This is a genomic window from Bradyrhizobium genosp. SA-4 str. CB756 (genome assembly GCF_000473125.1).
GTDB classification, from domain to species: Bacteria; Pseudomonadota; Alphaproteobacteria; order Rhizobiales; family Xanthobacteraceae; genus Bradyrhizobium; species Bradyrhizobium arachidis.
Map to the genome: position 1 here is coordinate 2,181,574 of NZ_KI421499.1, position 25,044 is coordinate 2,206,617.

General features: G+C 64.4%; 36 protein-coding genes. 34 read left to right on the top strand and 2 right to left on the bottom strand.

Annotated features, from left to right (window positions below; genetic code table 11):
• The first annotated feature begins 40 nt into the window (after positions 1 to 40).
• The 31 genes from tuf to BRAGE_RS0110960 all read left to right on the top strand — a co-directional run bounded on the left by tuf (position 41) and on the right by BRAGE_RS0110960 (position 18,539).
• A complete protein-coding gene (gene tuf, locus BRAGE_RS0110810) occupies positions 41 to 1,231 on the top strand; it encodes an elongation factor Tu (RefSeq protein WP_027564408.1) in 1,191 nt (396 codons plus the stop codon).
• 81 nt (positions 1,232 to 1,312) lie between these two features.
• A complete protein-coding gene (gene rpsJ / locus BRAGE_RS0110815; protein WP_002712302.1) occupies positions 1,313 to 1,621 on the top strand; it encodes a 30S ribosomal protein S10 in 309 nt (102 codons plus the stop codon).
• A 51-nt stretch (positions 1,622 to 1,672) separates the two neighbouring features.
• Complete coding sequence (gene rplC, locus BRAGE_RS0110820) at positions 1,673 to 2,386, top strand: 50S ribosomal protein L3 (RefSeq protein WP_027564407.1); 714 nt, start codon at positions 1,673 to 1,675, stop codon at positions 2,384 to 2,386.
• A gap of 1 nt (position 2,387) precedes the next feature.
• The gene (gene rplD, locus BRAGE_RS0110825) at positions 2,388 to 3,008 is read left to right on the top strand and encodes a 50S ribosomal protein L4 (RefSeq protein ID WP_018647243.1); all 621 of its coding nucleotides are present in this window, start codon (positions 2,388 to 2,390) and stop codon (positions 3,006 to 3,008) included.
• A complete protein-coding gene (locus tag BRAGE_RS0110830; RefSeq protein WP_027564406.1) occupies positions 3,005 to 3,307 on the top strand; it encodes a 50S ribosomal protein L23 in 303 nt (100 codons plus the stop codon). Before rplD ends, BRAGE_RS0110830 begins: the two co-directional genes overlap by 4 nt.
• 12 nt (positions 3,308 to 3,319) lie before the next feature.
• The gene (rplB, locus tag BRAGE_RS0110835) at positions 3,320 to 4,153 is read left to right on the top strand and encodes a 50S ribosomal protein L2 (protein ID WP_027564405.1); all 834 of its coding nucleotides are present in this window, start codon (positions 3,320 to 3,322) and stop codon (positions 4,151 to 4,153) included.
• A gap of 12 nt (positions 4,154 to 4,165) precedes the next feature.
• Positions 4,166 to 4,444 carry a 30S ribosomal protein S19 gene (gene rpsS, locus BRAGE_RS0110840; RefSeq protein ID WP_007603021.1) on the top strand — a complete coding sequence of 93 codons (279 nt, stop codon included), beginning with the start codon at positions 4,166 to 4,168 and terminating at the stop codon, positions 4,442 to 4,444.
• Positions 4,445 to 4,454: 10 nt separating this feature from the next.
• The gene (gene rplV / locus BRAGE_RS0110845; protein ID WP_035729589.1) at positions 4,455 to 4,844 is read left to right on the top strand and encodes a 50S ribosomal protein L22; all 390 of its coding nucleotides are present in this window, start codon (positions 4,455 to 4,457) and stop codon (positions 4,842 to 4,844) included.
• Positions 4,845 to 4,862: 18 nt separating this feature from the next.
• The gene (gene rpsC, locus BRAGE_RS0110850) at positions 4,863 to 5,588 is read left to right on the top strand and encodes a 30S ribosomal protein S3 (protein ID WP_027564403.1); all 726 of its coding nucleotides are present in this window, start codon (positions 4,863 to 4,865) and stop codon (positions 5,586 to 5,588) included.
• Positions 5,589 to 5,618: 30 nt separating this feature from the next.
• Complete coding sequence (rplP, locus tag BRAGE_RS0110855) at positions 5,619 to 6,032, top strand: 50S ribosomal protein L16 (protein ID WP_008136349.1); 414 nt, start codon at positions 5,619 to 5,621, stop codon at positions 6,030 to 6,032.
• A 5-nt stretch (positions 6,033 to 6,037) separates the two neighbouring features.
• On the top strand, positions 6,038 to 6,244 hold the full coding sequence (gene rpmC / locus BRAGE_RS0110860) for a 50S ribosomal protein L29 (protein ID WP_011088144.1): 207 nt from the start codon (positions 6,038 to 6,040) through the stop codon (positions 6,242 to 6,244).
• Positions 6,245 to 6,257: 13 nt separating this feature from the next.
• Positions 6,258 to 6,506 carry a 30S ribosomal protein S17 gene (rpsQ, locus tag BRAGE_RS0110865; protein ID WP_007603028.1) on the top strand — a complete coding sequence of 83 codons (249 nt, stop codon included), beginning with the start codon at positions 6,258 to 6,260 and terminating at the stop codon, positions 6,504 to 6,506.
• 84 nt (positions 6,507 to 6,590) lie between these two features.
• The gene (rplN, locus tag BRAGE_RS0110870) at positions 6,591 to 6,959 is read left to right on the top strand and encodes a 50S ribosomal protein L14 (protein WP_027564401.1); all 369 of its coding nucleotides are present in this window, start codon (positions 6,591 to 6,593) and stop codon (positions 6,957 to 6,959) included.
• Positions 6,959 to 7,273, top strand: coding sequence for a 50S ribosomal protein L24 (gene rplX, locus BRAGE_RS0110875; RefSeq protein WP_027564400.1), 315 nt, complete (start codon positions 6,959 to 6,961; stop codon positions 7,271 to 7,273). The genes rplN and rplX overlap by 1 nt, the downstream gene beginning before the upstream one ends.
• Positions 7,266 to 7,823, top strand: coding sequence for a 50S ribosomal protein L5 (rplE, locus tag BRAGE_RS0110880; RefSeq protein WP_018647250.1), 558 nt, complete (start codon positions 7,266 to 7,268; stop codon positions 7,821 to 7,823). The genes rplX and rplE overlap by 8 nt, the downstream gene beginning before the upstream one ends.
• A gap of 46 nt (positions 7,824 to 7,869) precedes the next feature.
• Positions 7,870 to 8,175: a 30S ribosomal protein S14 gene (gene rpsN, locus BRAGE_RS0110885; protein ID WP_018322268.1), complete on the top strand. Its 306-nt coding sequence runs from the start codon at positions 7,870 to 7,872 to the stop codon at positions 8,173 to 8,175.
• A gap of 14 nt (positions 8,176 to 8,189) precedes the next feature.
• Positions 8,190 to 8,588 (top strand): 30S ribosomal protein S8, encoded by a 399-nt coding sequence (gene rpsH / locus BRAGE_RS0110890; RefSeq protein WP_018322269.1) that lies wholly within the window; start codon positions 8,190 to 8,192, stop codon positions 8,586 to 8,588.
• Between the two features lie 16 nt (positions 8,589 to 8,604).
• Positions 8,605 to 9,138 carry a 50S ribosomal protein L6 gene (gene rplF, locus BRAGE_RS0110895; RefSeq protein ID WP_027564399.1) on the top strand — a complete coding sequence of 178 codons (534 nt, stop codon included), beginning with the start codon at positions 8,605 to 8,607 and terminating at the stop codon, positions 9,136 to 9,138.
• 11 nt (positions 9,139 to 9,149) lie between these two features.
• Entirely contained in the window at positions 9,150 to 9,512 is a 363-nt protein-coding gene (rplR, locus tag BRAGE_RS0110900; RefSeq protein ID WP_007603036.1) for a 50S ribosomal protein L18, read from the top strand.
• A gap of 44 nt (positions 9,513 to 9,556) precedes the next feature.
• Entirely contained in the window at positions 9,557 to 10,150 is a 594-nt protein-coding gene (gene rpsE, locus BRAGE_RS0110905; RefSeq protein WP_008136332.1) for a 30S ribosomal protein S5, read from the top strand.
• A gap of 24 nt (positions 10,151 to 10,174) precedes the next feature.
• Positions 10,175 to 10,381, top strand: coding sequence for a 50S ribosomal protein L30 (gene rpmD / locus BRAGE_RS0110910; RefSeq protein ID WP_027564398.1), 207 nt, complete (start codon positions 10,175 to 10,177; stop codon positions 10,379 to 10,381).
• Between the two features lie 73 nt (positions 10,382 to 10,454).
• Complete coding sequence (gene rplO / locus BRAGE_RS0110915; RefSeq protein ID WP_011088136.1) at positions 10,455 to 10,940, top strand: 50S ribosomal protein L15; 486 nt, start codon at positions 10,455 to 10,457, stop codon at positions 10,938 to 10,940.
• Positions 10,941 to 11,091: 151 nt separating this feature from the next.
• Complete coding sequence (gene secY / locus BRAGE_RS0110920) at positions 11,092 to 12,423, top strand: preprotein translocase subunit SecY (protein ID WP_027564397.1); 1,332 nt, start codon at positions 11,092 to 11,094, stop codon at positions 12,421 to 12,423.
• A 277-nt stretch (positions 12,424 to 12,700) separates the two neighbouring features.
• Positions 12,701 to 13,555 (top strand): adenylate kinase, encoded by an 855-nt coding sequence (locus tag BRAGE_RS0110925; RefSeq protein ID WP_027564396.1) that lies wholly within the window; start codon positions 12,701 to 12,703, stop codon positions 13,553 to 13,555.
• 187 nt (positions 13,556 to 13,742) lie between these two features.
• Positions 13,743 to 14,111, top strand: a complete 369-nt coding sequence (rpsM, locus tag BRAGE_RS0110930; RefSeq protein WP_027564395.1) for a 30S ribosomal protein S13 — start codon at positions 13,743 to 13,745, stop codon at positions 14,109 to 14,111.
• A gap of 128 nt (positions 14,112 to 14,239) precedes the next feature.
• Positions 14,240 to 14,629, top strand: coding sequence for a 30S ribosomal protein S11 (gene rpsK / locus BRAGE_RS0110935; RefSeq protein ID WP_007603045.1), 390 nt, complete (start codon positions 14,240 to 14,242; stop codon positions 14,627 to 14,629).
• 112 nt (positions 14,630 to 14,741) lie between these two features.
• Positions 14,742 to 15,773, top strand: coding sequence for a DNA-directed RNA polymerase subunit alpha (locus BRAGE_RS0110940; RefSeq protein WP_035729592.1), 1,032 nt, complete (start codon positions 14,742 to 14,744; stop codon positions 15,771 to 15,773).
• Positions 15,774 to 15,918: 145 nt separating this feature from the next.
• Positions 15,919 to 16,335 (top strand): 50S ribosomal protein L17, encoded by a 417-nt coding sequence (rplQ, locus tag BRAGE_RS0110945; protein WP_025036979.1) that lies wholly within the window; start codon positions 15,919 to 15,921, stop codon positions 16,333 to 16,335.
• Positions 16,336 to 16,455: 120 nt separating this feature from the next.
• Positions 16,456 to 17,292, top strand: a complete 837-nt coding sequence (locus tag BRAGE_RS0110950; RefSeq protein WP_028146250.1) for a c-type cytochrome — start codon at positions 16,456 to 16,458, stop codon at positions 17,290 to 17,292.
• Positions 17,293 to 17,447: 155 nt separating this feature from the next.
• A complete protein-coding gene (locus tag BRAGE_RS0110955; RefSeq protein WP_027564392.1) occupies positions 17,448 to 18,236 on the top strand; it encodes an SDR family NAD(P)-dependent oxidoreductase in 789 nt (262 codons plus the stop codon).
• Between the two features lie 9 nt (positions 18,237 to 18,245).
• Positions 18,246 to 18,539, top strand: a complete 294-nt coding sequence (locus BRAGE_RS0110960) for a DUF1330 domain-containing protein (RefSeq protein ID WP_027564391.1) — start codon at positions 18,246 to 18,248, stop codon at positions 18,537 to 18,539.
• A 105-nt stretch (positions 18,540 to 18,644) separates the two neighbouring features.
• On the opposite strand, the gene BRAGE_RS0110965 is transcribed toward BRAGE_RS0110960, so the two are convergent.
• Entirely contained in the window at positions 18,645 to 19,658 is a 1,014-nt protein-coding gene (locus tag BRAGE_RS0110965) for a zinc-binding alcohol dehydrogenase family protein (protein WP_027564390.1), read from the bottom strand.
• Positions 19,659 to 19,791: 133 nt separating this feature from the next.
• Between BRAGE_RS0110965 and BRAGE_RS0110970 the strand changes: the two genes are divergently transcribed.
• Positions 19,792 to 20,169 carry a winged helix-turn-helix transcriptional regulator gene (locus BRAGE_RS0110970; protein WP_027564389.1) on the top strand — a complete coding sequence of 126 codons (378 nt, stop codon included), beginning with the start codon at positions 19,792 to 19,794 and terminating at the stop codon, positions 20,167 to 20,169.
• 174 nt (positions 20,170 to 20,343) lie between these two features.
• Here BRAGE_RS0110970 and BRAGE_RS0110975 read toward each other — a convergent pair whose 3' ends face one another.
• The gene (locus BRAGE_RS0110975) at positions 20,344 to 21,975 is read right to left on the bottom strand and encodes an OprO/OprP family phosphate-selective porin (RefSeq protein ID WP_027564388.1); all 1,632 of its coding nucleotides are present in this window, start codon (positions 21,973 to 21,975) and stop codon (positions 20,344 to 20,346) included.
• 312 nt (positions 21,976 to 22,287) lie between these two features.
• Between BRAGE_RS0110975 and BRAGE_RS0110980 the strand changes: the two genes are divergently transcribed.
• On the top strand, positions 22,288 to 23,697 hold the full coding sequence (locus BRAGE_RS0110980) for a DegQ family serine endoprotease (RefSeq protein WP_027564387.1): 1,410 nt from the start codon (positions 22,288 to 22,290) through the stop codon (positions 23,695 to 23,697).
• Positions 23,694 to 25,031 carry a replication-associated recombination protein A gene (locus BRAGE_RS0110985; RefSeq protein WP_027564386.1) on the top strand — a complete coding sequence of 446 codons (1,338 nt, stop codon included), beginning with the start codon at positions 23,694 to 23,696 and terminating at the stop codon, positions 25,029 to 25,031. Before BRAGE_RS0110980 ends, BRAGE_RS0110985 begins: the two co-directional genes overlap by 4 nt.
• Positions 25,032 to 25,044 lie beyond the last annotated feature (13 nt).

Genomic DNA, 25,044 nt, shown 5'->3' on the forward strand with positions numbered 1-25,044 from the left:
TGTCGTCGGTCTGAAAGCTGACGATTGAACGGAGAGTCAAATGGCCAAAGCAAAGTTTGAACGTAACAAGCCGCACTGCAACATCGGCACCATCGGTCACGTCGACCATGGCAAGACGTCGCTGACCGCGGCGATCACCAAGGTTCTCGCCGAAGCCGGCGGTGCGACGTTCACCGCGTACGACCAGATCGACAAGGCGCCGGAAGAGAAGGCGCGCGGCATCACCATCTCGACCGCGCACGTCGAGTACGAGACGCCGAACCGCCACTACGCCCACGTCGACTGCCCCGGCCACGCCGACTACGTGAAGAACATGATCACCGGCGCCGCCCAGATGGACGGTGCGATCCTGGTCGTGTCGGCCGCTGACGGCCCGATGCCGCAGACCCGCGAGCACATCCTGCTCGCCCGCCAGGTCGGCGTGCCCGCGCTCGTCGTGTTCCTCAACAAGTGCGACATGGTCGACGATCCGGAGCTGCTCGAGCTCGTCGAGCTCGAAGTCCGCGAGCTGCTCTCGAAGTACGAATTCCCGGGCGACACGATCCCGATCATCAAGGGCTCGGCGCTGGCCGCTCTGGAGGACTCCAACAAGGCGCTCGGCCACGACGCCATCCTCGAGCTGATGAAGAACGTCGACTCGTACATCCCGCAGCCGGAGCGTCCGATCGACCAGCCGTTCCTGATGCCGGTTGAAGACGTGTTCTCGATCTCGGGCCGCGGCACCGTCGTGACCGGCCGTGTCGAGCGCGGCATCGTCAAGGTCGGCGAGGAAATCGAGATCGTTGGTCTCCGCGCCACCCAGAAGACCACCGTCACCGGCGTCGAAATGTTCCGCAAGCTGCTCGATCAGGGTCAGGCCGGCGACAACATCGGCGCTCTGCTCCGCGGTACCAAGCGCGAAGACGTCGAGCGCGGTCAGGTGCTGTGCAAGCCGGGTTCGGTCAAGCCGCACACCAAGTTCAAGGCTGAGGCTTACATCCTCACCAAGGAAGAGGGCGGTCGCCACACCCCGTTCTTCACCAACTACCGTCCGCAGTTCTACTTCCGCACCACCGACGTGACCGGTGTCGTGCACCTGCCGGAAGGCACCGAGATGGTGATGCCGGGCGACAACATCGCGATGGAAGTGCACCTGATCGTGCCGATCGCGATGGAAGAGAAGCTCCGTTTCGCGATCCGCGAAGGTGGCCGCACCGTCGGCGCCGGCGTCGTCGCCTCGATCATCGAGTAATTACGAGAATAGGGACGGCGAGTAGCGAGTGGTGACATTCGCTATTCGCTATTCGCCACCCACTGAAGAGAGACCACGGCAATGAACGGCCAAAACATTCGTATCCGTCTCAAGGCGTTCGACCATCGTATCCTCGATACGTCGACCCGCGAGATCGTGAACACGGCGAAGCGCACCGGCGCGCAGGTCCGCGGACCTATTCCGCTGCCCACCCGCATCGAGAAGTTCACCGTCAACCGTTCGCCCCACGTCGACAAGAAGAGCCGCGAGCAGTTCGAGATGCGCACTCACAAGCGCCTGCTCGACATCGTCGATCCGACCCCGCAGACCGTCGATGCTTTGATGAAGCTCGACCTGGCCGCCGGTGTCGACGTCGAGATCAAGCTCTAAGATTTTGGATCCCGTTCGCGTAAGCGGACAGAAAGAACAGGAAGCAAGCCGATGCGCTCCGGAGTGATCGCACAAAAGGTCGGGATGACGCGGGTCTTCACGGAGGCCGGCGAACATATCCCCGTGACCGTGCTGAAGCTCGGCAATTGCCAGGTCGTAGGCCACCGCACCGAAGAGAAGAACGGTTACGTCGCGCTCCAGCTCGGTTCTGGTGCCCGCAAGACCGTTTACATGCCCAAGGCCGAACGCGGCCAGTTCGCGGTCGCCAAGGTCGAGCCGAAGCGCCGGGTCGAGGAATTCCGCGTCACCGCGGATGCCATGATCCCGGTCGGCGCCGAGATCCAGGCCGATCACTTCGTCGTCGGCCAGTTCGTCGACGTCACCGGCACCTCGGTCGGTAAGGGCTTTGCCGGCGGTATGAAGCGCTGGAACTTCGGCGGTCTGCGCGCCACGCACGGTGTGTCGATCTCGCACCGCTCGATCGGTTCGACCGGTGGTCGTCAGGACCCCGGCAAGACCTGGAAGAACAAGAAGATGCCCGGCCACATGGGTGTCGATCGCATCACCACGCTCAACCTTCGCGTCGTCCAGACCGATGTCGAGCGCGGCCTGATCCTCGTCGAAGGCGCCGTTCCCGGCTCCAAGGGCGGCTGGATCCGCGTGCGCGACGCCGTCAAGAAGCCGTTGCCGAAGGAAGCTCCGAAGCCCGGCAAGTTCAAGGTTGCTGGCGACGCGGAAGCCGCTCCGGCTGCGCAGGAGGCGTGAGATGGAACTGAAGGTCACCACCCTCGAAGGTAAGGAAGCCGGCTCCGTCCAGCTGTCCGACGCCATCTTCGGTCTCGAGCCGCGCGAGGACATCATCGCGCGCTGCGTGCAGTGGCAGCTCAACAAGCGCCAGGCCGGCACGCACAAGGCCAAGGGCCGCGCCGAGATCTGGCGCACCGGCAAGAAGATGTACAAGCAGAAGGGCACCGGCGGTGCTCGTCACGGCTCGGCCCGCGTGCCGCAGTTCCGCGGCGGTGGCCGTGCCTTCGGTCCGGTGGTGCGTTCGCACGCCACCGACCTGCCGAAGAAGGTCCGCGCGCTCGCGCTCAAGCATGCGCTCTCGGCCAAGGCCAAGGACGGCGATCTCGTCGTGATCGAGAAGGCCGCGCTGGAAGCCGCCAAGACCAAGGCGCTGCTCGGTCACTTCTCGGGCCTGGGGCTCACCAACGCGCTGATCATCGACGGCGCCGAGCTCAACAACGGCTTTGCCGCTGCGGCCCGCAATATCCCGAACATGGACGTGCTGCCGATCCAGGGCATCAACGTCTATGACATCCTGCGCCGTCAGAAGCTCGTTCTGACCAAGGCCGCCATCGATGCGCTGGAGGCGCGCTTCAAATGAGCAAGAACATCGAGCCTCGCCACTACGACGTGATCCTGTCGCCGGTCGTGACCGAAAAGGCCACGATCGCCTCGGAGCACAACAAGGTGCTGTTCAAGGTGGCCGCGAAGGCGACCAAGCCGCAGATCAAGGAAGCGATCGAGAAGCTGTTCGACGTCAAGGTCAAGAGCGTCAACACGCTGGTCCGCAAGGGCAAGACCAAGGTCTTCCGCGGCAATCTCGGTTCGCAGTCGAACTCCAAGCGCGCGATCGTGACCCTCGAAGAGGGCCATCGGATCGACGTGACCACCGGTCTGTAAGGTCGTACGACGATGGCACTGAAGACATTCAATCCCACGACGCCGGGCCAGCGCCAGCTGGTCATGGTCGATCGTTCGGCCCTCTACAAGGGCAAGCCGGTCAAGGCGCTCACCGAAGGCAAGCACTCCTCGGGCGGTCGCAACAACACCGGTCGCATCACCGTGCGTTTCCGCGGCGGCGGTCACAAGCAGACGCTGCGTATCGTCGACTTCAAGCGTGACAAGGTCGATGCGCCCGCGACGGTCGAGCGGCTGGAGTACGATCCCAACCGCACTGCGTTTATCGCGCTGATCAAGTATCAGGACGGCGAGCAGGCCTACATCCTGGCGCCGCAGCGCCTGGCCGTGGGTGACACCATCGTCGCCGGCAACTATGTCGACGTGAAGCCGGGCAACGTCATGCCGCTCGGCAACATGCCGGTCGGCACGATCATCCACAACATCGAGGTCAAGATCGGGAAGGGTGGCCAGCTCGCTCGTTCGGCGGGCACCTACGCCCAGCTCGTCGGCCGCGACCAGGACTACGTCATCATCCGTCTGAACTCAGGCGAGCAGCGTCTGGTGCACGGCCGTTGCCGCGGCACGATCGGCGCGGTGTCGAACCCGGATCACATGAACACCTCGATCGGCAAGGCCGGCCGCAACCGTTGGCTGGGCCGCAAGCCGCATAATCGCGGCGTTTCGATGAACCCGATCGACCATCCGCACGGCGGTGGTGAAGGTCGTACCTCGGGCGGCCGCCACCCGGTCACCCCGTGGGGCAAGCCGACCAAGGGCAAGAAGACCCGCTCCAACAAGTCGACCAACAAATTCATTCTCCTAAGCCGCCACAAGCGGAAGAAGTAAGGAACGCCGGACATGGTTCGTTCAGTCTGGAAAGGCCCGTTCGTCGAGGGTTCTCTGCTCAAGAAGGCAGATGCCGCCCGTTCGTCCGGCCGTCACGACGTCATCAAGATCTGGAGCCGTCGCTCGACGATCCTGCCGCAATTCGTCGGCCTGACCTTCGGCGTCTACAACGGTCAGAAGCACGTGCCGGTGGCCGTCAACGAGGAAATGGTCGGTCACAAGTTCGGCGAGTTCTCGCCGACCCGGACCTTCCATGGCCACTCCGGCGACAAGAAAGCCAAGAAGGCTTGAGGATTAAACGATGAGCAAACCTAAGCGCGAACGGAGCCTCGCCGACAACGAGGCCAAGGCGGTCGCCCGGATGCTGCGGGTGAGTCCGCAGAAGCTCAACCTGGTCGCCCAGCTCATTCGCGGCCGGAAGGCTTCCGCTGCGCTCGCCGACCTGCAGTTCTCGCGCAAGCGGATCGCGGTTGACGTGAAGAAGTGCCTGGAATCGGCGATCGCCAACGCCGAGAACAACCACGACCTCGACGTCGACGATCTCGTCGTGGCGCAGGCCTTCGTCGGCAACGGCCTCGTGATGAAGCGCTTTGCCGCCCGCGGCCGTGGCCGCTCGGGCCGTGTCTACAAACCATTTTCGCAGCTGACGATCATTGTTCGTCAGGTCGAAGCCGAAGCAGCAGCGGCTTAAGGGTCGCAGGAGAAAACGATGGGTCAAAAGATCAATCCGATCGGTCTGCGTCTCGGCATCAACCGGACCTGGGATTCCCGCTGGTTCGCCGGCAAGCAGGAATACGGCAAGCTGCTGCACGAGGACGTCAAGATCCGCGAGATCCTGCACAAGGAGCTCAAGCAGGCGGCCGTCGCCCGCATCGTGATCGAGCGTCCGCACAAGAAGTGCCGCGTCACCATCCACTCGGCCCGTCCGGGCGTGGTGATCGGCAAGAAGGGCGCCGACATCGACAAGCTGCGCAAGAAGGTCGCGGACATCACCTCGTCCGACGTCGTCATCAACATCGTCGAGATCCGCAAGCCGGAGCTCGATGCGACGCTGGTGGCGGAATCGATCGCGCAGCAGCTGGAGCGCCGCGTAGCGTTCCGCCGCGCCATGAAGCGCGCCGTGCAGTCGGCGATGCGTCTCGGCGCGGAAGGCATCCGCATCAACTGCTCGGGACGTCTGGGCGGTGCGGAAATCGCGCGCATGGAGTGGTATCGCGAAGGCCGCGTGCCGCTGCACACGCTGCGCGCCGACATCGATTACGGCGTTGCGACCGCGTTCACGACCTTCGGCACCTGCGGCGTCAAGGTCTGGATCTTCAAGGGCGAGATCCTCGAGCACGATCCGATGGCCCAGGACAAGAGAATGGCCGAAGGCGAGACCGGCGGCAGCAGCGATCGCGGTGGCCGTCAGCGCCGCGAGACGGCTGCAGCCTAAAGCCAGACAGGAATTTGAGGGCTTAAAGCCATGATGCAACCTAAGAAAACGAAGTTCCGGAAGGCGCATAAGGGCCGCATCCACGGCGTCGCGTCTTCGGGCGCGACGTTGGCGTTCGGCCAGTTCGGCCTGAAGGCGACCGAGCCTGAGCGCGTCACCGCCCGCCAGATCGAAGCCGCTCGCCGCGCGCTGACCCGCCACATGAAGCGCGCCGGCCGCGTCTGGATCCGCGTGTTCCCCGACGTTCCGGTGTCGAAGAAGCCGGCCGAAGTCCGCATGGGCTCCGGCAAGGGTTCGCCGGAATTGTGGGTGGCGCGCGTCAAGCCGGGCCGGGTGCTGTTCGAGATCGACGGCGTCAACACCCAGACGGCGCGTGAGGCGCTGACCCTGGCGGCCGCCAAGCTGCCGATCAAGACGCGCTTCGTCGAGCGCATTGCGGAGTAATGGCCATGGCACAGATGAAGATCGAAGACATCCGCGCGATGAGCCCCGACCAGCAGGATGACGCCATCCTGAACCTGAAGAAGGAGCGCTTCAACCTGCGCTTCCAGCGCGCCACCGGGCAGCTCGAGAACACCTCGCGCCTGCGCGAGGCCCGCCGTGACATCGCCCGGATCAAGACCGTCGCCGCGCAGACGCGCGCGAAGAAGAAGTAAGAGGCTTACGAAGATGCCGAAACGTACTTTGCAGGGCGTGGTCGTCAGCGACAAGCAGGCCAAGACCATCGTGGTGCGCGTCGATCGCCGCTTCACGCACCCGATCTACAAGAAGACGATCCGCCGTTCGAAGAACTACCACGCGCACGACGAGAGCAACGAGTTCAAGCCGGGCGACATGGTGTGGATCGAGGAATCGAAGCCGATTTCGAAGCTGAAGCGCTGGGTCGTGATCCGGGGCGAGCACAAGAAAAGCGCCTGATCTGTTGGCTTTAGCCGACTGACTTCAGGGAAATGTTGAGCGCCGGCTGGGCTGGCGCAATTAGAAAGAGGACGAGGTGCATCAATGATTCAGATGCAGACCAACCTCGACGTGGCCGACAATTCTGGCGCACGCCGTGTCATGTGTATCAAGGTGCTCGGAGGCTCCAAGCGCCGCTACGCCACGATCGGCGACATCATTGTCGTCTCGATCAAGGAAGCGATTCCGCGTGGCAAGGTGAAGAAGGGCGACGTGATGAAGGCCGTCGTGGTGCGCGTCCGCAAGGACATCCGCCGCGCCGACGGTTCGGTCATCCGCTTCGACCGCAACGCCGCCGTGCTGATCAACAGCCAGTCCGAGCCGGTCGGCACCCGTATCTTCGGGCCCGTGCCGCGCGAGCTGCGCGCCAAGAACCACATGAAGATCATCTCGCTCGCGCCGGAGGTGCTGTGATGGCTGCGAAGATCCGCAAGGGCGACAAGGTCGTCGTGCTGACCGGCCGCGACAAGGGCCGCACCGGCGAAGTGTTCGAGGTTCGTCCCGACGCCGGCACCGCGCTCGTGCGCGGCGTCAACATGGTCAAGCGTCACCAGAAGCAGACGCAGGCCCAGGAGGGCGGCATCATCTCGAAAGAGGCGCCGATCCAACTGTCCAACATCGCGTATGTCGGCAAGGACGGAAAGCCGACCCGCATCGGATTCAAGATTCTGGCGGACGGCAAGAAGGTCCGCATCGCCAAGAGCTCGGGAGCTGAGATCGATGGCTGAGGCCGCTTACACCCCGCGCCTGCGCGCGGAATACGACGCGAAGATCCGCACCGCCCTGACCGAGAAGTTCGGTTATGAGAACGTGATGCAGGTTCCGCGCCTGGACAAGGTCGTGCTGAACATGGGCGTTGGCGATTCGGTCAACGACCGCAAGAAGGCCGAGACCGCCGCTGCCGAGCTGACCCAGATCGCCGGCCAGAAGGCGATCGTGACCTATTCGCGTATCGCGATCGCGACCTTCAAGCTGCGTGAGAACCAGCCGATCGGCTGCAAGGTCACGCTGCGCAAGGCCCGCATGTACGAGTTCATCGATCGCCTGGTGACGGTCGCGCTGCCGCGCGTCCGCGACTTCCGCGGCCTGAACCCGAAGAGCTTTGACGGCCGCGGCAACTACTCGCTCGGCATCAAGGAGCACATCATTTTCCCCGAGATCGACTTCGACAAGGTCACGGAAGCCCGCGGTATGGACATCACCGTCTGCACCACGGCCAAGACCGACGAAGAGGCGAGGGCCTTGTTGACCGCTTTCAATTTCCCGTTCCGGCAGTGAGACGCTGACCTAGAGCCTCTCAAACGCGGATACCCAGGAGCCAAGCATGGCAAAGAAGAGTTCAGTCGAGAAGAACAACCGGCGCAAGCGGATGGTGAAGAACGCCGCCGCCAAGCGCGAGCGGTTGAAGGCGATCATCGCCGACAAGAAGCTGCCGATGGAAGAGCGTTTCGCTGCGACGTTGAAGCTGGCGGAAATGCCGCGCAACTCGTCGGCCACCCGCATCCGCCTGCGCTGCGAGCTGTCGGGCCGCCCGCGCTCGAACTATCGCAAGAACAAGCTGTCCCGTATCGCGCTGCGCGAACTTGGCTCCAAGGGCATGGTCCCGGGCCTCGTCAAGTCGAGCTGGTAAGGAGGGTCGTTTAGATGTCTACGCACGATCCAATCAGCGATCTGATCACCCGCATCCGCAACGCGCAGATGCGCTCCAAGACCAAGGTCTCGACGCCCGGCTCGAAGATGCGCGAGAACGTGCTCGAGGTGCTCAAGTCCGAGGGCTACATCCGCGGTTACGCTACGCTCGAGCATTCCTCGGGCCGCAGCGAGATCGAGATCGAGCTGAAGTATTTCGACGGCGAGCCCGTCATCCGCGAGATCGAACGTGTCTCCAAGCCCGGGCGTCGCGTTTACGCCTCGGTGAAGAACCTGCCGCGGGTCAACAACGGGCTCGGCATTTCGGTGTTGTCGACGCCGAAGGGGATCATGGCCGACCACAGCGCGCGCGACGCGAATGTGGGCGGTGAAGTCCTCTTCACGGTGTTCTGAGAAGGATTTTTGATCCATGTCACGAGTTGGCAAAAGGCCTGTGGCGGTTCCGTCGGGTGTGACCGCGACCGTCGATGGGCAGACCGTCAAGATGAAGGGGCCGAAGGGCCAGCTTCAGTTCGTCGTCCATGACGACGTCGAGGTGAAGCTCGAGAGCGGCCAGATCAAGGTCAAGCCGCGGGCCGAGACCAACCGCGCCCGCGCGCTGTACGGTACCGCGCGCGCCCAGGTCGCGAACCTGGTCGAAGGCGTCACCAAGGGCTTCGAGAAGAAGCTCGAGATCACCGGCGTCGGCTACCGCGCCGCGATGCAGGGCAAGAACCTGCAGCTCGCGCTCGGCTACAGCCACGACGTGATCTATCCGATCCCGGAAGGGATCACGATCGCCGTGCCGAAGCCGACCGAGATCACGGTGTCGGGCAGCGACGTCCAGCGCGTCGGCCAGGTCGCCGCCGAGATCCGCAGCTATCGCCCGCCGGAGCCCTACAAGGGCAAGGGCGTGAAGTATGTTGGCGAATTCATCTTCCGCAAGGAAGGCAAGAAGAAGTAACGGAGCCGGTCATGTCCAAAGCCAAGGTTACGAATGCCCGGCGCAAGCGGAGTGTGCGGCTGAAGCTGCGCCGCTCCGGTGGCGGCCGTCCGCGTCTGTCGGTGTTCCGCTCGTCCAAGCACATCTACGCCCAGGTCATCGACGACCTGAAGGGCGAGACGCTGGCCTCTGCCTCTTCGCTCGAGAAGTCGATGCGCGACGGCGGCAAGACCGGCGCCGACATCGATGCGGCGAAGGCGGTCGGCAAGCTGCTGGCCGAGCGCGCCGCCGAGAAGGGCGTCAAGGAAGTCGTGTTCGATCGCGGCAGCTATCTCTATCACGGGCGCGTCAAGGCTCTCGCCGACGCGGCGCGTGAGAGCGGGCTGAGCTTCTAACGGAATTTGAGGATTGAGGCGTAAGCCTCTGAAGGATTGGAAAAATGGCAGAACGCGAACAACGTGGTGGACGCGATCAACGCGGCGGCGGACGTGAACGCAAGGAGCGCGAGGAGCGCGACAGCGAGTTCGTCGACAAGCTCGTCCACATCAACCGCGTGGCCAAGGTCGTCAAGGGCGGCAAGCGCTTCGGTTTCGCAGCGCTGGTCGTGATCGGCGACCAGAAGGGCCGTGCCGGCTTCGGTCACGGCAAGGCACGCGAAGTGCCCGAGGCGATCCGCAAGGCGACTGAATCCGCCAAGCGCAATCTGACCCGGGTCTCGCTGCGCGAGGGCCGCACGCTCCATCACGACATCGCCGGCCGTCATGGCGCGGGCCGTGTCTACCTGCGTGCAGCTCCGGCCGGTACCGGCATCATCGCCGGCGGCCCGATGCGCGCCGTGTTCGAGACGCTCGGCGTCCAGGACGTGGTGGCCAAGTCGATCGGCTCATCGAACCCGTACAACATGGTTCGCGCGACCTTCGACGCGCTGAAGCATCAGGATTCGCCGCGTTCGGTCGCAGCCCGCCGCAACATCAAGGTGTCCACTCTGCAGTCCCGCCGTATCGGCGGCGATGCCGAGGCGGCTGCCGACTAACGGAAGCTTTCGGAGTAGACTCCCATGGCCAAGGACGCCGCTAAGTCCAGCAAGACGATCAAGCTCGAGCAGACCGGCAGCGCGATCCGCCGCCATCACTCGCAGCGGTCGACCCTGATCGGGCTCAAGCTCAACAAGATCGGCCGCACCAGCGAACTGCCGGATACCCCGGCCGTGCGCGGCATGATCGACAAGGTTCACCATCTCGTCCGCATCGTCGACGAGAAGTAAGCAGGGCGCATGATCCCGAAACCGGGTGCCGGTCTTCGGTGACGATCATGCGCAAGACACAAGGAGAAGGGCGATGAAGCTCAGCGATATCGCCGACAACGCCGGCTCGCGCAAGAAGCGTATGCGCGTCGGCCGCGGCATTGGTTCGGGCAAGGGCAAGCAGTCCGGCCGCGGCGGCAAGGGCCAGACCGCGCGTTCGGGCGTGCGCATCAAGGGTTTCGAAGGCGGCCAGATGCCGATGCATCGCCGTCTGCCCAAGCGCGGCTTCAACAACATCTTCCGCGTCGAGTTCGCCGAGATCAATCTCGACCGGCTCCAGGAAGCGGTCGATGCCAAGAAGATCGACGCCGGCAGCGTCGTGAACGTCGAGGCCCTGGTGAAGGGCGGCGTGCTGCGCCGCGCCAAGGGCGGCCTGCGGCTGCTCGGCCGTGGCGAACTCAAGTCCAAGCTCAACATCGAGGTGCATGGCGCCACCAAGACCGCGATCGCGGCGGTCGAGAAGGCCGGCGGCTCGGTGAAGATCCTCGCCCCTGCCAAGGAAGAAGGCGAGGCGGCGTAACAACTGCGTCATTGGCCCGCGCCTCGCGGGCCTTTACGCATGCGGGACGATGGACTTATCGAAGCCGAGCCCCAGATAATGTCCGGCGTCCGCTCTAATGTAGCCCGGCCGCGGGCATGACGGCGCAACAGGCGGCGGGAGAAAGTCCAAGATGGTCTCTGCAGCGGAACAACTGGCAGCCAATCTCAATTTCGGCGCGTTCGCCAAGGCCGACGAACTGAAGAAGCGCATCTGGTTCACCCTGGGTGCGCTGCTCGTTTATCGGCTCGGAACCTACATCCCGCTGCCGGGCATCGATCCCAACATCTGGGAGCAGGTGTTCAGGTCCCAGGCGGGCGGCATCCTCGGCATGTTCAACATGTTCGCCGGCGGCGGCATCCACCGCATGGCGATCTTCGCGCTGAACATCATGCCGTACATCTCGGCCTCGATCATCATCCAGCTCCTGACCACCGTCTCGCCGCAGCTCGAGGCGCTGAAGAAGGAGGGTGAGGCGGGGCGCAAGACGCTGAACCAGTACACCCGCTATCTGACGGTGATCCTGGCCGCGTTCCAGTCCTACGGCATCGCGGTGGGCCTCGAAGGCGCCGGCAACGTCGTCAGCGACCCCGGCATGTTCTTCCGCCTGTCGACCGCGATCACGCTGACCGGCGGCACCATGTTCCTGATGTGGCTGGGCGAGCAGATCACCTCGCGCGGCATCGGCAACGGCATCTCGCTGATCATTCTCTCCGGCATCGTCGCCGAGCTGCCCGCGGCGCTCGCCAACATGCTCGAGCTCGGCCGTCAGGGCGCGATGTCGACCGGCCTGATCCTGGTCGTCATCATCATGGCCGTCGCCGTGATCGCCTTCATCGTGTTCATGGAGCGCGCCCAGCGCCGGCTGCTGATCCAGTATCCGAAGCGCCAGGTCGGCAACAAGATGTTCGAGGGCCAGTCTTCGCATCTGCCGCTGAAGCTCAACACCTCGGGCGTGATCCCGCCGATCTTCGCGTCTTCGCTGCTGCTGCTCCCGACCACGGTCGCGAACTTCAATGCCGGCAGCGGGCCGGAATGGTTCCAGTGGATCACCACCCAGCTCGGCCACGGCCGTCCGCTGTTCCTGGTGCTCTATCTCGCGCTGATCGTGTTCTTCGCGTTCTTCTACACCGCCATCGTGTTCAACCCGACCGAGACCGCGGACAATCTGAAGAAGCACGGCGGCTTCATCCCGGGCATCCGTCCGGGCGAGCGCACCGCGGAATATATCGACTACGTGCTGTCGCGCATCACCGTGCTGGGTGCGATCTATCTCGCGATCGTCTGCTTGATCCCGGAGATCCTGATCTCCTACGCCTCGGTGCCGTTCTACTTCGGCGGCACCTCGCTGCTGATCGTCGTCAGCGTCACCATGGATACGGTGGCGCAGGTGCAGGGCTATCTGCTGGCCCATCAGTACGAAGGCCTGATCCGCAAGTCGAAGCTGCGCGGCCGCCGCCGCTGAGCGCTGTGTCCTGCGAAGGCGGCGCAACAGCGCCGCCGATTCGCCGCGCGAGCAACGCGCGGCGCTGACGGAAGCGACCAGCCGGACGTTCGGTCGCATCGGCAGAGCAGCTCTCACCGCGACGCAATCACTGATTTCAAAGGCCTTCTTGGCGTCCAGGCATTCGCTCCCCTATGATATGGGTAGCGGTGCAGCGCCGATTATGGTTTGCACTGTTATCGAACTTTCAAACACGGGTGCGCGACGTATCGCTCACCAATCCGGGGGGCGTACGCCGATGAGAATTATACTTCTGGGACCGCCGGGGTCGGGCAAGGGGACCCAGGCGCAGCTCTTGGTGCAGCGCTATGGCATCGTCCAGCTCTCGACCGGCGAGATGCTGCGCGCGGCTGTGGCGGCTGGTACGCCGGTCGGGCTGAAGGCCAAGGAGATCATGGCCGGCGGCGGCCTCGTCCCCGACGACGTCGTGGTTGGAATCATCTCCGATCGCATCGACCAGCCGGATGCCAAGGGCGGCTTCATCCTCGACGGCTTCCCGCGCACCGTGCCGCAGGCCGAGGCGCTGGACGATCTCTTGAAGCACAAGCATCTCAAGCTCGACGCCGTGATCGAGCTCCGCGTCAACGAGAGCGCGCTGCTGAGCCGCGTCGAGACCCGCGTCGCCCAGATGCGGGAGCGCGGGGAGGAGGTCCGGGTCGACGACACCCCGGAGGTCCTGACCAAGCGCCTGGCCAGCTACCGCAGCCAGACCGAGCCGCTGATTCACTACTATTCCGAGCGGCGGAAGCTCTCGACCATCGACGGCATGATGGCCATCGACGAGGTCACCCGTGCCATCCACCGCCAGCTGCTGGCGCTTGGGGCGGTGGAACCCAAGACCCATGCCCGCAGCGCGGCCAAGGCGGGTCCGGCCAAGAAGGCCAAGGCAGCCAAGAAGGCGGCTAAAAAGCCGGCCAAAGCGGCTAAAAAGGCCGCCAAATCCGCCAAAACCGCCAAAAAGGCGGCCAAGAAGGCCGTGAAGGGCGCCAAGAAGACAGCCAAGAAAACGGTCAAAAAGACCACCAAAAAGGCCGTCAAAAAAGGTTCGAAGAAGGGACCAAAAAAGGTCACGAAAAAGCGAGCCAAGCGCTAGCAGCGGTTGACGAAAGCCCCTGGAATCCCCTAATAAGCCCCGCATCCAAGTCGGATAGTTTCAGACGATGCCGGGCCCCAGGAAGACCGGGGGTGGGCGTCGTGTTCGCGTTTGTGAACACCTGCCCGAGAAAGCAAGCACTTAAAGCCCGATCTCTGACGAGGGATCGGCAACAGGAGAGAAGGCCGTGGCCCGTATTGCCGGCGTGAACATTCCCACCAACAAGCGCGTGCTGATCGCGCTTCAGTACATCCATGGCATCGGCCCGAAGATCGCCGGTGACATCATCGAGAAGGTGAAGATCCCCTCGGATCGTCGCGTCAATCAGCTCAGCGACGCCGAAGTGCTCCAGATCCGCGAAGTGATCGACCGCGACTATCTCGTCGAGGGCGACCTACGTCGCGAGGTCGGCATCAACATCAAGCGCCTGATGGACCTCGGCTGCTATCGCGGCCTGCGTCATCGTCGCGGTCTGCCGGTGCGCGGTCAGCGGACCCACACCAATGCGCGTACGCGCAAGGGTCCGGCCAAGGCCATCGCCGGCAAGAAGAAGTAATTCGACGCGAATGGCGAATCGGGAGTGGCGAATGGATTCATTCGCTACTCGCCATTCGCCACTCGCATTTTCACAGGTGTAGCCGCTGGCATTACGGCGGCGTTTGAGATCTCCAGGAAAGGTCATCAATGGGCAAGGAAGCCACCCGCGTTCGCCGTCGTGAGCGCAAGAACATCGCCTCCGGCGTTGCGCATGTGAACTCGTCGTTCAACAACACGACCATCACCATCACCGACGCACAGGGCAACACGATTGCCTGGTCCTCCGCCGGCACGATGGGCTTCAAGGGCTCGCGCAAGTCGACCCCGTACGCCGCGCAGGTGGCCGCCGAGGACGTGTCCAAGAAGGCGCAGGAGCACGGCATGCGCACGCTGGAAGTCGAAGTCGCCGGTCCCGGTTCGGGCCGCGAGTCGGCGCTCCGTGCACTGCAGGCCGCGGGCTTCACCGTCACCTCGATCCGTGACGTGACCACCATCCCGCACAACGGTTGCCGTCCCCGCAAGCGTCGGCGCGTTTGATACCAAGTTGCGGGTGCATCGGCGCCCGCAATGACTTTTGTACGAAGCCGCGGGTGCAGCCTGCGGCCTTTCTCCAACGCCAGTGTCTGCAACGGCAGTTCGACTGGCCTGTATGGGTGAAACAGTGACGATCCAGAAAAATTGGCAAGAACTGATTCGGCCGAACAAGCTCCAGGTCACGCCCGGCAGTGACCCCACGCGTTTCGCGACCATCGTCGCCGAGCCGCTCGAGCGCGGCTTCGGCCAGACCCTCGGCAACGCGCTGCGCCGCATCCTGCTCTCCTCGCTCCAGGGCGCGGCGGTGCAGTCGGTGCACATCGACGGCGTGCTGCACGAGTTCTCCTCGATCGCTGGCGTCCGTGAGGACGTCACCGACATCGTGCTCAACATCAAGGACATCTCGATCAAGATGCAGGGCGAAGGCCCCAAGCGCATGGTCGTGAAGAAGCAGGGCCCGGGCGTCGTCACCGCCGGCGACATCCAGACCGTCGGCGACGTCACCGTTCTCAACCCGGACCTGCAGATCTGCACCCTCGACGAGGGCGCCGAGATCCGCATGGAGTTCACGGTCTCGACCGGCAAGGGCTACGTGCCCGCCGAGCGCAACCGTCCCGAGGACGCGCCGATCGGCCTGATCCCGGTCGACAGCCTGTACTCGCCGGTCCGCAAGGTCTCCTACAAGGTCGAGAACACCCGCGAGGGCCAGATCCTCGACTACGACAAGTTGACCATGACGATCGAGACCAACGGCGCGATCTCGCCGGATGACTCGGTGGCTTACGCCGCCCGCATCCTGCAGGATCAGCTCAACGTGTTCGTCAACTTCGAAGAGCCGCGCAAGGAAGTCGCCCAGGAGATCATCCCGGACCTCGCCTTCAACCCGGCCTTCCTCAAGAAGGTGGACGAGCTCGAGCTGTCGGTACGTTCGGCCAACTGCCTGAAGAACGACAACATCGTCTACATCGGCGACCTCGTGCAGAAGAGCGAAGCGGAAATGCTCCGCACCCCGAACTTCGGCCGCAAGTCGCTGAACGAGATCAAGGAAGTGCTGGCCCAGATGGGTCTGCACCTCGGCATGGAAGTGCCGGGCTGGCCGCCGGAGAACATCGACGAGCTGGCCAAGCGCTTCGAGGATCATTACTGATCGAATGGGGAGTGGCGAATGGCGAATAGTAATTCTATTCGCTACTCGCCATTCGCTATTCACCACCCAGGGCGAACGCAGGTAGCCCACCTGAGCAACATGTCCGACGAACCGTCGCGGCAGTTTTAACGTAAGGACTACACACATGCGTCACGGCAAGGTTCATCGGAAGCTCAATCGTACGGCCGAGCACCGCAAGGCGATGTTCGCCAACATGGCGGCCGCGCTGATCAAGCACGAGCAGATCGTCACCACGCTGCCCAAGGCCAAGGAGCTCCGTCCGATCGTCGAGAAGCTCGTCACTCTCGGCAAGAAGGGCGGCCTGTCGCTGCGCCGCCAGGCCATCTCCGAGCTGCGCGACGTCGACATGGTCAAGAAGCTCTTCGATACGCTCGCGACCCGCTACAAGGATCGCCAGGGCGGCTACACCCGCATCATCAAGGCCGGCTTCCGCTACGGCGACAACGCCGCGATGGCCGTGATCGAGTTCGTCGATCGCGACGTCGATGCCAAGGGCCAGGACTCCGGTCCGGTGCAGGAGAAGGAAGCCGAGGCGGCGTAAGCCGACCAGTATGGAAGTTTCAGAAAGCGGCGCCCCTGGGCGCCGCTTTTTTGTATGGCGCAGCAATTTCTCATGCTGTGCACGATGATTTTGCAGAATTGATTTCGTTTGGGGGATTCCATGAGAGCTGCGGTTTCAATTGCGCTCGCGCTGCTGATGGCGCCGGCCATGGGCGAGACGCTGACCGAGCGCGGCGCCTATCTCGTTGGTAGCGTCATGGTCTGCCACAACTGCCACACGCCGCGGGGTCCGCAAGGGCTTGATCTCTCTCGCGCGCTTTCCGGCGGCCAGACGTTCGACGAGCCCGCCTTCAAGGTCACCGGCTCCAACATCACGCCGGACAAGGACACCGGCATCGGCAATTGGACCGATGCCGAGCTGAAGCGGTTTCTCGTGAGCGGTATCAAGCCGAACGGAACCAAGGCCGCGCCGATCATGCCGACCGAGTTCTACACGGTGCTAACGGCCCGCGATCTCGACGCGCTCGCGGCGTACTTGCGCTCCGTGCCGCCGGTGCGCCACGAAACGCCGGCGCCGGAATACAGGATCGCCTTGAAGCCGGAAGTGCCGACCTATGCCGGCAGGCAGGCGAGCGAGGCCGAGCTCTCCGACAAGCTCGCGCGCGGCCGCTATCTCCTGACCATCGCCCATTGCCTCGAATGCCACACGCCGGAAGGCCCGTCCGCCGTGCACGATTTCACCGCGGCGAGCGGCAAGGGCGGTCGCACCTTTAGGGGTCCGTGGGGTGAATCCGTATCTCCCAACATCACCGCGGATCCCGCGACCGGTCTCGGCAACTGGAGCGACGACGAAATCAAACGTGCGATTACGCAAGGCATCGCGCGTGACGGTCGCAAGCTCAAGCCGCCGATGGCGTATGCTGCCTATGCCAGCATGACGCCACAGGATCTCGATGCCATCGTCGCGTTTGTCAGGACGCTGCCGCCGAAGAAATAGGTGCCGTTGGGGGGCAAAGGCGCGCGCTCGACGCGCGCCGTGCACACCAATCGGCGCTTGCTGTTGTGGCGATCGATCCTCACGCGTCGGTGAGGGATGATTGCATCCGTCTGTGCTGCGCACGATATCCGCACCAACCGCAATGGAGACGACGCATGAAGATCGACTTGTCCGGAAAGACCGCCCTCGTGACTGGCTCGACCGCCGGCATCGGCCACGCCATCGCAAAGGGCCTTGCTGCGTCCGGCGCCAGCGTAGTGATCAACGGCCGTGGTCAGGACAAGGTCGATGCGGCCGTGCGCAAGCTCGAAGGGACCGGCGCCAAGGTGCGCGGCATCGCCGCCGACGTCTCGACCGCTGCGGGCTGCAAGGCGCTGGTCGCGGCGCTTCCCGAGGTCGACATCCTCATCAACAATGCCGGCATCTTCGAGCCGAAGGATTTCTTCGACATTCCGGACGAGGACTGGAACCGCTTCTTCGAGGTCAACGTCATGAGCGGTGTGCGGCTGTCGCGCGCCTACATGAAGGGCATGCTCAAGCGCAACTGGGGCCGCGTCGTCTTCATCTCCTCGGAATCCGGGCTCAACATTCCCGTCGAGATGATCCATTACGGCATGACCAAGACGGCCCAGCTCTCGGTCGCGCGCGGCCTTGCGCAGCTCACCCGCGGCACCGGCGTCACCGTCAATTCCGTGCTGCCCGGGCCGACCATGTCGGAGGGTGTCGAGACTTTCGTGAAGGACCTCGCCAGGCAGAACGGTCAGTCGGTGGACGAGGCCGCCGCCAACTTCGTCAAGCAGCATCGCCCGAGCTCGCTGATCCAGCGCTTTGCCAGCGTCGATGAGATCGCCAATATGGTGGTCTACGTCGCCTCGAAGGAAGCGTCCGCGACCAACGGCGCCGCGCTGCGCGCGGAAGGCGGTATCGTCAATACGATCGCGTAAGAGCTGCCTATGACTGCTTACGTGATCTCCGAAGTCGAGATGCGCGATCTCGACGGATTCGAAGCCTATCGCTCGCTCGCCGCAAAGACGATCGCGCAGTACGGCGGACGTTATCTCGTTCGCGGCGGCAAGGCCGAGCTTGCGGAAGGCAATCTTCCGCCGAAGGCTATCGTCATCGTCGAATTCGCCTCGATGGCGAGGCTGAAGGAGTGGTACGCCTCGCCGGAATATGCCGAGGCGCTGAAGATCCGCGCCGGTGCACTGGAGCGGCGGCTGCTGTTCGTCGAGGGCGTGGCGCCGTAACGGCATTCGTCATGGCCGGGCTTGTCCGGCCATCCACGTGTCGCCCAAGGCGACAACGTCCGTGGATGCCCGGGACAAGCCCGGGCATGACGGGGTATGCGGCGTCTACCACCCCTCCAGCACGATCTTGCCGCGCGACTTGCCGCTCTCGAGCAGCGCGTGCGCGCGCTTGAGGTTGGTCGCATTGATCGTGCCAAAGGTCTGGTCGAGCGTGGTGCGGAGCACGCCCTTGTCGATGAGGTCGGCGACGTCGTTCAGCAGATGATGCTGCGCGATCATGTCTGATGTCTGGAACGAGGATCGCGTGAACATCGATTCCCAGTGCACCGAGATCGCCTTGCCCTTGAACGTGCTCATGGTGAACTCCGGCGGATCGTCGATCAGGCCGAACCGGCCCTGCGGCGCCATGAACTCGACAATGCTCTTGTAGTGCTGGTCGGTATAGGTGAGGCTCGCCACCAACGCGACCGGCGGCAGCTTGAGCTTCTCGATCTGCTCCTTCATCGGCTTGCCGTGATCGATCACCGCATGGGCGCCGAGGTCGAGGCACCATTTTTGCGACTCCGGGCGCGTCGCGGTCGCGAGCACCGTGAGGCCGGTGAGGCGGCGCGCTAGCTGGATCAGGATCGAGCCGACGCCGCCGGCGCCGCCCGTGATCAGCAGCGTGCGCGGATCGACGCTCTTGCCGGGTACCGCGCCGAGGCGGTCGAACAGCAATTCCCAGGCGGTGATGGAGGTGAGGGGAAGGGCGGCGGCCTGCGCGAACGACAGGCTCTTCGGCTTGTTGCCAACGATGCGCTCGTCGACCAGATGGAATTCGGCATTGGTGCCCTGGCGCAGGATCGAGCCGGCGTAGAACACTTCGTCACCCGGCTTGAACAGAGAGACCTCGGGCCCGACGGCATCGACTACGCCGGCCGCGTCGTAACCCAAGATCTTCGTCTCGCCCTCGGGCGGGGCGGCGCGCTTGCGCACCTTGTAATCGACCGGATTGGCCGAGATCGCCTTCACGGCGACGCGGATGTCGCGTCCCTTGGGCTCCGGCTTTGCGGTCTCGAAATCGATCAGTGAATCCGCGTCCTCGATCGGAAGCGACTTTTTGTAGCCGACGGCCTTCATGGCTTGTCTCCATCAGTTGGCGCCCAGCCTGTGACGTGCGCCCGGCTTGCTAACTGTCCCGCTGGCCTCCATTTGGCAAGTACTGTAAATTCAGGGATATAGTCCCTGTTTGGATACTATTGGGAAAACACGCATGAAACGGCGCGATTTTGCCCGCCGGCCGGGCTGCTCGGTCGAGGCGACGCTGGACCTGATCGACGGCAAGTGGAAGGGCGTGATCCTCTATCACCTGCAAAGCGGCACCCAGCGCTTCGGCGAACTGCGCCGCCGGATGCCCGGCATCACGCAGCGCATGCTGACCAAGCAGCTTCGCGCGCTGGAGGAGGACAAGCTCGTCATCCGCAAGGTCTATGCCGAGGTGCCGCCGCGCGTGGAGTACTGCCTCTCCGAGCTAGGCGAGAGCCTCAAGCCGGTGATCGATATTTTGAAGGCGTGGGGCGAGAGCCACCAGCAGCGGCTGTCCTGCGCGCCGCCGCCGGTGGTCGTGAAGAAGCCGAAGCGGGCGGCGTGATTTTGCTGCGAAGTTGTTGCCGCACCCTCGGTGTCGTCCCCGCGAAGGCGGGGACCCATAACCGCAAGAAGAAGTTTTGGCGCGAGCCGGCAGCTCCGAGTCCTCGCCAAACTCCAGCTTGTGGCTATGGGTCCCGGGTTCGCGCTGGTGCGCGCCCCGGGACGACAGCGAGCCTCAGAACGCAAACTGCGTGCGCAACGCGACCGCGTCGAACTTCGAGCCCGTGTCCGCCGCCGACACCGCCGAGGCCTGCTTCGACACCGTGCCGTGCAGGTAGTCGAGCATGAAGCGCACATTGCCGTTGACGTACCAGTTGAGCGCCAGCGTGTAGACGGTTTGCCGCCCGCCGGCGATGCCCGCAGCGGTCGCGAGCTGATCGTTCAGATCCACGGTTGAGTATCGACCGGCGATCTCCCAGGCACCCCAGCCGCCGCCGCTGAGCGAGAACGGATTGTTCGGCTTGACGCCGCCATAGGCCGCGTTGCCCGGATTGTACTTGCGGCTTTCACCGGTCAGGACATAGGCCGCCTGCGCGTAGCCGCCCTGGAATTTCAGGCTCGACGTACCGATCGGTGGCACGGCGGTGTTGGCATCGCGATCGATGTTGAACCAGTAGTATTCGCCCTGGACCCAGAGCGGTCCGTAGGTGGCTGCGGCTTCCACGCCATAGACCTGTGCGCCCGACACATTCGCAATCGCTCCGGTCGAGATCAGCGTCGTGGGATCGATGCGCAGCTCGGGACGATCGCTGAGCGTGAGCGTTTGCGTGTTCGCGACCAGATTGCGCGGCGGCTGGATCAGCCACTGGGCGTCGGCGCCGAGATGCACCGAGTAGTCGTTGCCGCTCACGACCTGGCCTGCAACGCGGGCGGTTGCGCCGTATTGCTCGCTGGTGCCGGGAGGTGAAACGCTCGAGGCCGAGTGAATGGCACCCGTGGTCGGGCCGGTCACGTAGGCGCCGGCGTAGAACACGTCGTTGTACCAGCGGGCACCGGCGGCAGAACGGAAATCGCCGGCGGCGATGTTCTGCGCGATGATGCCGACCGAAGCGCGCTCCATGAAGGCGATGTCGTTGGAGCTCGTGGACTCATCCATGGTCCAGGCGATATCCATGATGCCGGCTTCGATCGCCATCTTGCCGCCGAACGGCTTCAGTCCCGTGTAGCTCACAAACGCGTTTTCGATGCCGGATGTGCCGCCGCCGGGCAGGAAGCCGACGGGGGTCGCGCCGGCGGCTCCCGTGCCGCCAAATCCGTCCGACGAGCCGCCGAAGTCGTAGATCAGCGCGAAATTCCAGTCTTCGAGGAATTTGCCGACGACACCGATACGCGCGCGACGCACGTTTTCGCCGCTGTCGAGCTTTTGCGGCACAGTTGCCGCCGTGTTGGGGCGGAAGTCGTAGCCGCCGACGTCCCAATGCACGCGGCTCGTGATGGCGACGCAGTTCGCCCCGTCGGCAGTGCAGATGGTCGGCCGGTTGTTCGGCATCGTCACCACGACACCGGACGCAGGCGGCGGGGTCTTGAGCGGGATCGCCGCATTGGCATTGGCGACGACCGCCTTCGCCTCCGAGCGTGCCTCGGCCTTCGCTTCGGCTTTCGCCTCGGCCTTCGCTTTCGCCGTGGCCGCGGTGTTCGCCGCGGTCTGGCTCTGGAGCTTGTCGAGCTTCTGCTCCAGCATCTTCAACTGCTGCTTCAGCAGCGCGATCTCCTGTTCGCTGCTGCTGGCCGATTGGGCCTGGGCCTGCGAGGCCGCCAGCGCGCCGGCGAAACCAATCGCCGCGGCTGCAATTCTTGTCCTGCTCACGTCATCACTCCATCGGTTGACGAACTTCCCCAAGTCGCAGGCGAGAGCCTAGGAATGGTCGATGACTGCCCCGCGACGGCGCGCCTCGGTTGCGCGGGTTCCCACTGATGTAATTTCGTCGCAACCGAATCCGCCACCGGGTAGCATGCTGGATGATGCGCATCATGCCAATCCACCACCCCAGGCGGATTGTCATTTCGCACGCCGTGCTTGCAGGCCGGACACACCTGAGGAGGGCGCAATATTGCCCCAGCGCCCTTCTATTGCCCGGCGAACGCGCCTATATTCCGTCGTCTTTTCCGAGAGGTAGGAATGTTTCGATCGATCCGTCCCGCAGCTATCATCACGGCGTTGTGCATAGCGTTTTCAGCCCACTTCAATCCGGCCGCCGCACAGGACCGCCGCGTTCCGTCCTCGCAGGCCGAGCTACGGCTGTCCTATGCGCCGATCGTGCAGCGGGTGCAGCCGGCGGTCGTCAACGTCTATGCCGCCAAGGTGGTGCAGAACCGCAATCCGCTGCTCGATGACCCGATCTTCCGCCGCTTCTTCGGCGTGCCGGGCCAGCAGCAGGAGCAGGTGCAGCGCTCGCTCGGCTCGGGCGTCATCGTCGATGCGGCCGGGCTCGTCGTCACCAACGTCCACGTCATCGAAGGCGCCGACCAGGTCAAGGTGTCGCTGTCGGACAAGCGCGAGTTCGAGGCCGAGATCGTGCTGAAGGATTCCCGCAGCGATCTCGCCGTGCTGCGCCTGAAGGACACCAAGGAGAAGTTTCCCGCGCTCGAACTCACCAATTCGGACGAGCTGATGGTCGGCGACGTCGTGATGGCGATCGGCAACCCCTTCGGCGTCGGCCAGACCGTGACCCACGGCATCATCTCGGCGCTGGCGCGCACGCAGGTCGGCATCACCGACTACCAGTTCTTCATCCAGACCGATGCGGCGATCAACCCCGGCAATTCCGGCGGCGCGCTGGTCGACATGAACGGCCGGCTCGCCGGCATCAATACCGCGATCTATTCGCGCTCCGGCGGCTCGCAGGGCATCGGCTTTGCGATCCCGTCCAACATGGTGCGCGTCGTCGTCGCCTCCGCCAAGAGCGGCGGCAAGGCGGTGAAGCGGCCGTGGCTGGGCGCCAAGCTTCAGGCGGTGACGCCCGAGATCGCCGAGAGCCTCGGCCTGCGCTCGCCGACCGGCGCGCTGGTCGCAAGCGTCGTCGCGAGCGGCCCCGCGGCGAAGGCCGGTTTGAAATCCTCGGACCTCATCACCGGGATCGACGGCCAGACCGTGGACGATCCCAACGCCTTCGACTACCGTTTCGCCACCCGTCCGCTCGGCGGCACCGCGCAGATCGACGTGCAGCGCGGCGGCAAGCCGCTCAAGCTGACGGTGGCGCTGGAGACCGCGCCCGACTCCGGCCGCAACGAGCTCGTCATCACCGCGCGTTCGCCGTTCCAGGGCGCCAAGGTCTCGACTATCACCCCGGCGGTGGCCGACGAGCTGCATCTGGACGCCGACACCGAAGGCGTCGTGGTCACCGATCTCGGCGGCGACAGCGCGGCTGCGAGTGTCGGCTTCCAGAAGGGCGACATTATCCTGGCGGTCAACAACCAGAAGATCAGCAAGACCGGCGACCTCGAAAAGGCCGCAGGCGAGCGGCCGCGGATCTGGCGCATCACGGTGGTGCGCGGCGGCCAGCAGATCAACGTCACGCTGGGCGGATGAGTCCGAAGCGACCACAGGAGACGCCGACCCTCTTTGCCGCGGCGGGGCTCGACCACGAGGCGCCGCATCCGCTGCCGGACCGGCTGCGCCCGCGTGCGCTGTCGGAGGTCGTCGGCCAGGATCACATCCTCGGGCCCGACGGCGCGCTGACGCGCATGCTGGAGACGCGCACGCTGGGCTCGCTGGTGTTCTGGGGCCCGCCCGGCACCGGTAAGACCACGGTGGCGCGGCTGCTCGCGGACGCCACCGATCTGCATTTCGAGCAGATCTCCGCGGTGTTCTCCGGCGTCGCCGACCTCAAGAAGGCGTTCGACGCCGCGCGGGCCCGCCGCGAGATGGGCAAGGGCACGCTGCTGTTCGTCGACGAGGTGCACAGATTCAATCGCGCCCAGCAGGACTCGTTTCTGCCCGTGATGGAGGACGGTACGGTGGTGATGGTCGGCGCCACCACCGAGAACCCGTCCTTCGAGCTCAACGCGGCGCTGTTGTCCCGCGCGCGCGTGCTGGTGTTTCGCTCGCTCGATGCCGCCGCGATCGAGAAGCTGTTCGCGCATGCCGAGGCGGTCGAGGGCAGGAAGCTGCCGCTCGATGCCGAGGCGAGGGCGGTGCTGGTGCGCATGGCCGACGGCGACGGCCGCGCCTCGCTGACGCTCGCCGAAGAGGTCTGGCGTTCGGCGCGGGCGGACGAGATCTTCAATGCCGCGCAGTTGCAGGACATCCTGCAGCGCCGCGCGCCGATCTACGACAAGTCCGCCGACGGCCATTACAACCTGATCTCGGCGCTGCATAAATCGGTGCGCGGCTCCGATCCCGACGCCGCGCTGTATTATCTCGCGCGCATGCTGGACGCCGGCGAGGACCCGCTGTTCCTGGCCCGCCGCGTGGTGCGCATGGCGGTGGAGGACATCGGCTTGGCCGACCCGCAGGCGCTGGTCATCGCCAATGCCGCCAAGGACGCTTTCGACTTCCTCGGCCATCCCGAAGGCGAGCTCGCGATCGCGCAGGCCGTCGTCTATCTCGCCACCGCGCCGAAATCGAACGCGGTCTACACCGCCTTCGGCACGGCGATGCAGGTTGCAAAACAGGCTGGCTCGCTGCTGCCGCCAAAGCACATCCTCAATTCCCCGACCAAGCTGATGAAATCGGAAGGCTACGGCGCAGCTTACGAATACGACCACGACGCCCCCGACGCCTTCTCCGGTCAGGATTACTTCCCGGAGGCCCTCGGCCGGCAGACCTTCTACGACCCGCCCGAGCGCGGCTTCGAGCGCGAGATCAGGAAGCGGCTGGATTACTGGGCCAAGCTGCGCAAGGAGCGGGGCGGCTCGCGCTAGAGGTGGCCATTTC